The organism is Oscillibacter sp. (assembly GCF_032060045.1).
In the GTDB taxonomy this organism is placed as follows: Bacteria; Bacillota; Clostridia; order Oscillospirales; family Oscillospiraceae; genus Oscillibacter.
In genome coordinates, this window is record NZ_DAMBZJ010000068.1 from 1 (window position 1) to 5,759 (window position 5,759).

Genomic DNA, 5,759 nt, shown 5'->3' on the forward strand with positions numbered 1-5,759 from the left:
TGCCCACGACCTTGGAATTGCTGTCAATTTGAACGCTTTCGTCGGCTTGCACATCGCCCTGCACCTCACAGGAAACCAGTTCCACCACCCGCGCGCTCAGATCGCCCACCAGCTTGGTGCGGATGGTCACCGTTCCATTGGCGCGGATGTCGCCCTGAAACTCGCAGTCCATATCCACATCGCCCTGCGCGGTCATATTGCCCACGAAGGTTGTGCCCGCTGCCAGAATGGTCTTCTGAACGGGCGCAGAGGAGGGCATCGATCTGGTGTAGGATGGCTCCGGGGAATAGGGTACGGCGGCGGCTAACGGGTCCGGCGCGGACATCTCCGGCACAATCGGTTCCGGCGCGGGAGGGGCGGTAAAGCCGCTCTCGGACGCATCCGACTCCGTTGGGGCAAACATCTCGTCGGACACATAGGGCTCCGACGGGGTGGCCATCACAGGCTCTGCGGAGGGAGACTCCGTTCTGCCCTCTCCACCAACTCCGAACATCTCATTCATGGCCTTGCTGAAATTATCCTTTTTCATCTGCACTCAAATTCCTTTCCCTGTTCTGGCGCTGCTCCGGCCAAAGGCTTTTTTGCCTCTGCCATTCAGCGTTTGTCACCTTTCATGCGCGCACATTTTCAGTTGGGCTGATAATCGGTGTAATTGAACAGCATCGGGCGCACCTCCCGGGTGAGAGGAGCAAGGGTAAAACCCTGCTCCCGCAAACCGTCAATCACTCCGGCGAGGGATTCCACGGTACTGTCCTTGCTGGGTGCGTCGTGCAGCAGCACGATTCCCCGGGAAAACGCAGGAGCATTGTCCAGAATATTGGAGGTAATTTTCTTAGGAGATATGTAATTGGAGGATGCGTCTCCGCTAGACAGATTCCAGTCGTAGAACACAAAGCCCCTGCGCAGCATCTCCGCTACGATTTCCCGGTACACCGGGTAATTATAGGTATTCACGCTGCCGCCGGGAAATCGGAAGATAGTTGGCGTCTGGCCGGTAGCCTCCTTGATAGCAGTAAACTGCTTGTAGAAATCGTCTAAAAACGCCTCTACCGACGCGTATAGCTCACGATATCGGTGGGTATAGCTGTGCATACCAAGCGTGTGGCCCTCGTCTACAATGTCCCTCATCCACTGGCGCTGCTTTTCCGTGTCGCCGCCCACCACAAAAAACGTGGCCTTCACATTCTTGTTCCGCAGAACTGTCAGCAGCAACGGTGTGTTGGAGGAAGGACCGTCATCGAAGGTGAGGTACATGGTCCCGTCGTCCTGTACCGCCGGACCAAGAGGCTCGGTCACGTAAAAATCGGGGTACAGTTCCTGATAATAAAGCGGATCCGACTTTACCACCCGTTCCGCCACGGAACCGGCCCAGATACGTTCCTGCGCAAGTTTCTCCTGCGCCATCTGATCATATTGGGTCTGAAGCTCGGTGAAAGACGCGTTGAGGACCTCATTTCGCTTTTCCGCCTCCGCCAGCGCCGTCTGCCCATCTTTCCAGAAGGAAGCTGCCAGCACGGAAGGAATCGCAATGGCAGCAATCACCACCGCCAGAATTATATTTTTGAAAAATTTGACACTGCCTAAATACGGCTCTCTATCCAGCAATTCGTTTTTCACGTTCATTTGATCCGCCGGGAAACCGGCTGCTTCTCCCAGAAGCACTTCATCAGATTCAGTCTCCGGCTCGTCGCCCGCCGTCTCACCCTCTTCGGGTAGATCGTCGAAAGACTCATCACTAGTCGTCAAATCGTTTTCTGCTTCGGGCAAGCCTTCCGCTTCGATACTGCCATTTCCAGCAAAATGCCCTTGATCCTGCGGGGCGATTTCTTCCGCCAATTCGTTTTCCGTTTCCGCTCCTGGAAAAAGTCTCTCCATCGGCGCAAAAACCGCGTCATCGGACCATTCCGCCGCTCTCATCTCTCCGGGAAAATGCACGGTTTTGCCGTGAGACTGCTCCTCCGCCAACTCGCTGTCGACAAAGGCTTCCTGTGCCAATTGCTTCATCCGGCCCTCCTTCCCGTGCCACGCACCACCAAGCGGCTCGCTGCTTTGGGAATTTACACACATCTTAAATAATACCGTCTTTGAAAGCCGCTGCGCTCCCAAGCGTAAAAGGTCTCTCAATGGCGGGCTTTTTTCGCCTGACCGGGCTGTACTCCGATGCGGCGCAGCCTATTTTCATTCGCGCGGGATAGGAATTATAAACGAGACAAAACTCTATTTCGTGTTTATTTCTGAGCTATTATAACATGGCTTTTTGTTTTTTTAAAGTCTTTGCCCAAAATAAATGGTAACTTTTGTCGTCTTTTGTCGATAAAAATGCCTGTTTCGGGACGAAACGCGCCCGTCTCGCCAAACTTTGGTGAGACGGGCGCGTTGCTTCTTCTGAAGAGCCGTTAGTCCAGCACATATACTGTGGCCGCACGGCGGCCAAACTCAATACACTGCTGATACGTGTCAAAATACAGGTCCACGGTGTTGCCGCGAACACCCGTATCCTCAGCCACAGCCAAACCGTAGTTCACCTTGCCGTCGGCCGTGACAATATAAAGACGCGTTCCCAGCGGAATCACCTTCCGGTCAACCGCCACCACGCCTACCCGCACAAAGGTGGCGGTGCAAGTGTCGGCCCCGCCGTAACCACTGGTATAGGCCGTTGCGGTCATGGACTTGACGGCAGAAAAGCTGGAGACGGCGCCGGAGGCAAAGGTCAGGGTACCGCTTCCGTCGGCGTTTTTCTCCACATTCACCACCGGGTCGGCATTGCCGGATCCTCCTGGGGCGGGGGCCACGCCCACATGAACTACCTCATCCACGGCGGTAGACTCCTCCGACACCAGCTGGCGGGAAACCCGCTCGCCGCCGGAATACGTCACCTCATACACCGCGGTGCGGATTCCATCCGCACCAGACCGGACCACCTTCCGGGTTCCGGCGGCCAGCGTGGAATCGTCCACCTCCACCGTCTGGTACGAGTCGTCCTCCGCCACCCGCTCGTAGTGGGTCAGCTCAGAAGACACCGTCAGTGTCAGCCCCGCGTCCTTCAAATCGACGGCCACCATTTCAAGCGGTCCCGGAACTGTGTGAACCCGGTCTAGGAGCTGTGAAACGGTTTCCTGCCGGGAGGTGGTGGAGACGGACGCGCCGTCGTAAAGCACCGTCACAGGCCAGCCCGCGGCCAGCGTCAGCTCAAAGCCCGCGGCGTTGGTGCCAATATACACCATCCGAGAGGAAAAGTCCGCCACGTTGGCGCCCGCCTCCAAAACAATGGTGGCGTCCTCCTCGTCGGTGAGGATATACAGCGCGGAAGCCCGCTCTGCGGTGAACCAACAGACGATCAAAACCAGCGCCGTCACAGTGACAAGCGAGATCATCCGTCCAGCCGCGCTTTTTGCGCGGGAAAGCAGTTGCAAATCCAAAACAATACCTCCTGAGAATCGTTTTCATTCCCAATTTTCCCCGATTTGGAAAACGCTTATACGCCTTACCGCTTCGTGAAAAACACTTTGTAACTTTTTGTTACCAAATGAAAAACTGGGCTCAGTATACTCCACTTTCCCACCCTTGTCAAGTTTATGCGGTGTTTGAGCAAGCATCGTCCCCACTTTCGCCCAAAAACTCCCTGAAACGACTGGATAGTTTTGGATGTGTTGAGGTGCAACAGTAACAAAATATCTACAAAAAAAAATAAAAGAAACAGAGTTGTTATATTGTTGGCAAACCGCTCCGACACAACGGAAAAAAGCCAAAGGTGGCAGGTGATAATACTGTTTCACCGTAGGACAATGTGTGCTATACTATCCTCGGTATCTCGATTGATAAGAAAGTTTGGAGGTAGCTTCATGCGCATTTCGCAGGCAACCATGGAGGACTATGACGGAATCGTAGCGTTACACCGCACATATCATACGGACTTTATCCGTCCGGAGGACCGTCCGGACGGTTTTGTCACCACTAATTTTACACCAGCGCAGCTCGAGGCACTTATTACAGAGCAGCGGGGCGTGACTATTGCAAAGGATGAGGCAGGAAACGTGATGGCATATGCCACCGCCGCCAACTGGGACTTTTGGGCCCAGTGGCCCCTGTTTACCCACATGATCGGGCAGCTTCCCTTGTATTCGCTGAATGGACGGACATTGTCGGTGGAAAATTCCTATCAGTACGGCCCGGCCTGCCTTGACAAAGCCGTGCGCGACACCGGCCTGTTCGCACAACTTTTCCACGCGTCACTGGCCGGAATGAAAGACCGATACCCCGTGATGGTGACCTTTATCAATCAAATTAACCATCGTTCCTATGCCGCCCACACCAAAAAGGTTGCCCTGACCCAGCTCGGAACCTTTCAGTTTAATCAAAACAATTACTATTTCATGGCTTGTGAGACGGATGCAAAGGAAACGAACAGCTTATAAAATCAATTCAGTAAAGGCGGAACCTACAATGAAACACGGAAAAACTCAATTACTTTTCACAACAGCCCTTCTCGCTCTCAGCCTTTTATCGGGCTGTGGAAGCGCGCCAGAAGCGCCTCCTCCGGGCGGCAGCAGTGTGGGCTCGACTTCCTCGGGGGCGGAAGTCGCCGCCTCCTCCGCAGGGACGGAGTCGGAACCGCAGACCGCAGAATTTTCTTTCTCGGATATTTCAGATTTGGAATTCTGGTTTGGAAGCGGCGCGGGGGCGTGGCGCACAGTGCTGTACGTGGGGGACAACGGCTCTTTCCAGGGGCAGTATACAGACTCCGACATGGGCAGCGCGGGCACCGATTATTCCAACGGCACCTGCTACATCTCCGAGTTTACGGGAACTTTTACAGCACCGAAAAAAGTGGACGAGTACACCTATTCTGTTGAGATTCAGGACCTCACTCTGTCAAAGGAGCCCGACACCGAGGAAATCCGGGACGGAATCAAGTATCTTTACAGTGAGCCCTACGGATTGGACGACGCCAAAGAGCTGCTGTTCTATCTGCCGGGTGCTCCGGTAAAGGACTTGCCAGAGAGCTACCTTAATTGGGCCCGCGGCTATGGCGATACCATTGGGGAAACGCTTCCCTTCTACGGACTTTACAACGTGGGCGGCGATCAGGGATTTTCCAGCCATCCGCGGAGTTGAGATATGCGCTATGCCCCGGCGCGTACCGTTTTTGGTGCGCGCCGGGGTTTTTTTGAAAAACGCGTTTACGCTCTTTTATTTCTTTATGAGGGTATTGAAAAAATTACCCGATAAACTCCTGCGTCCAGTAGTTACCGTTCGCCACATAACCCACGCCAATCTGGGTGTAAGAGGCGTTCAAAATGTTGGCTCTGTGCCCGGAAGAGTTCATCCAGGCGTTCATCACCGCCTCGGGCGTGGCATAGCCCATGGCAATGTTTTCACCGGCAGTGCGGTAAGTGATACCAAAGGTCTTCAGCATATCAAAGGGAGAGCCATAAGTGGGGCTTTCATGGGCAAAGTAGTTTTTGTCGTGCATGTCCTGAGACTTGGCCCGGGCCGCTGCAGACAGCTCGGTGCTCAGCGTCAGGGGCTTCAGGCCGTAGGCCGCCCGCTGCTGATTGACCAGGTCGGCCACCTGCTGCTCAAAGGTCTGATTGTCGGCCGTAGAGTTGTTGGAAGAGCTGGAACCGCCCTGATTGGAAGAGCCGTTCTGACCAGACTGACCGTTGTCGGTGGGAGGCGTCTGGTTATTTCCGGTGGACTGAGTACAGTCGCCGGTCTTATCACAAGTGGTGGTGCAATTGCCCGTCTTGTCGCAATCG

The 5,759-nt window shown here is 54.5% G+C and carries 6 protein-coding genes; 2 read left to right on the forward strand and 4 right to left on the reverse strand.

The window, feature by feature from the left end:
- From RT018_RS15480 to RT018_RS15490, 3 genes are all read right to left on the reverse strand, one after another.
- On the reverse strand, positions 1-529 hold a 529-nt coding region (locus RT018_RS15480), incomplete at its 3' end, for a polymer-forming cytoskeletal protein (protein WP_312943210.1).
- A 98-nt stretch (positions 530-627) separates the two neighbouring features.
- Positions 628-2,004, reverse strand: a complete 1,377-nt coding sequence (locus RT018_RS15485) for a polysaccharide deacetylase family protein (RefSeq protein WP_312943211.1) — start codon at positions 2,002-2,004, stop codon at positions 628-630.
- Between the two features lie 392 nt (positions 2,005-2,396).
- Positions 2,397-3,419, reverse strand: coding sequence for a G5 domain-containing protein (locus tag RT018_RS15490; protein ID WP_312943212.1), 1,023 nt, complete (start codon positions 3,417-3,419; stop codon positions 2,397-2,399).
- Positions 3,420-3,842: 423 nt separating this feature from the next.
- On the opposite strand from RT018_RS15490, the gene RT018_RS15495 reads away from it, so the two are divergent.
- Entirely contained in the window at positions 3,843-4,415 is a 573-nt protein-coding gene (locus tag RT018_RS15495; protein ID WP_312943213.1) for a GNAT family acetyltransferase, read from the forward strand.
- A gap of 28 nt (positions 4,416-4,443) precedes the next feature.
- Positions 4,444-5,115, forward strand: a complete 672-nt coding sequence (locus RT018_RS15500; protein WP_312943214.1) for a hypothetical protein — start codon at positions 4,444-4,446, stop codon at positions 5,113-5,115.
- Positions 5,116-5,218: 103 nt separating this feature from the next.
- On the opposite strand, the gene RT018_RS15505 is transcribed toward RT018_RS15500, so the two are convergent.
- On the reverse strand, positions 5,219-5,759 hold a 541-nt coding region (locus RT018_RS15505; RefSeq protein ID WP_312943215.1), incomplete at its 5' end, for a CAP domain-containing protein.

Excerpts from the sequence above, each read along its gene's own strand:
- RT018_RS15485 (WP_312943211.1), bottom strand. The coding sequence starts at position 2,004 with ATGAAGCAATTGGCACAGGAAGCCTTTGTCGACAGCGAGTTGGCGGAG.
- RT018_RS15495 (WP_312943213.1), top strand. The coding sequence starts at position 3,843 with ATGCGCATTTCGCAGGCAACCATGGAGGACTATGACGGAATCGTAGCG.
- RT018_RS15500 (WP_312943214.1), top strand. The coding sequence starts at position 4,444 with ATGAAACACGGAAAAACTCAATTACTTTTCACAACAGCCCTTCTCGCT.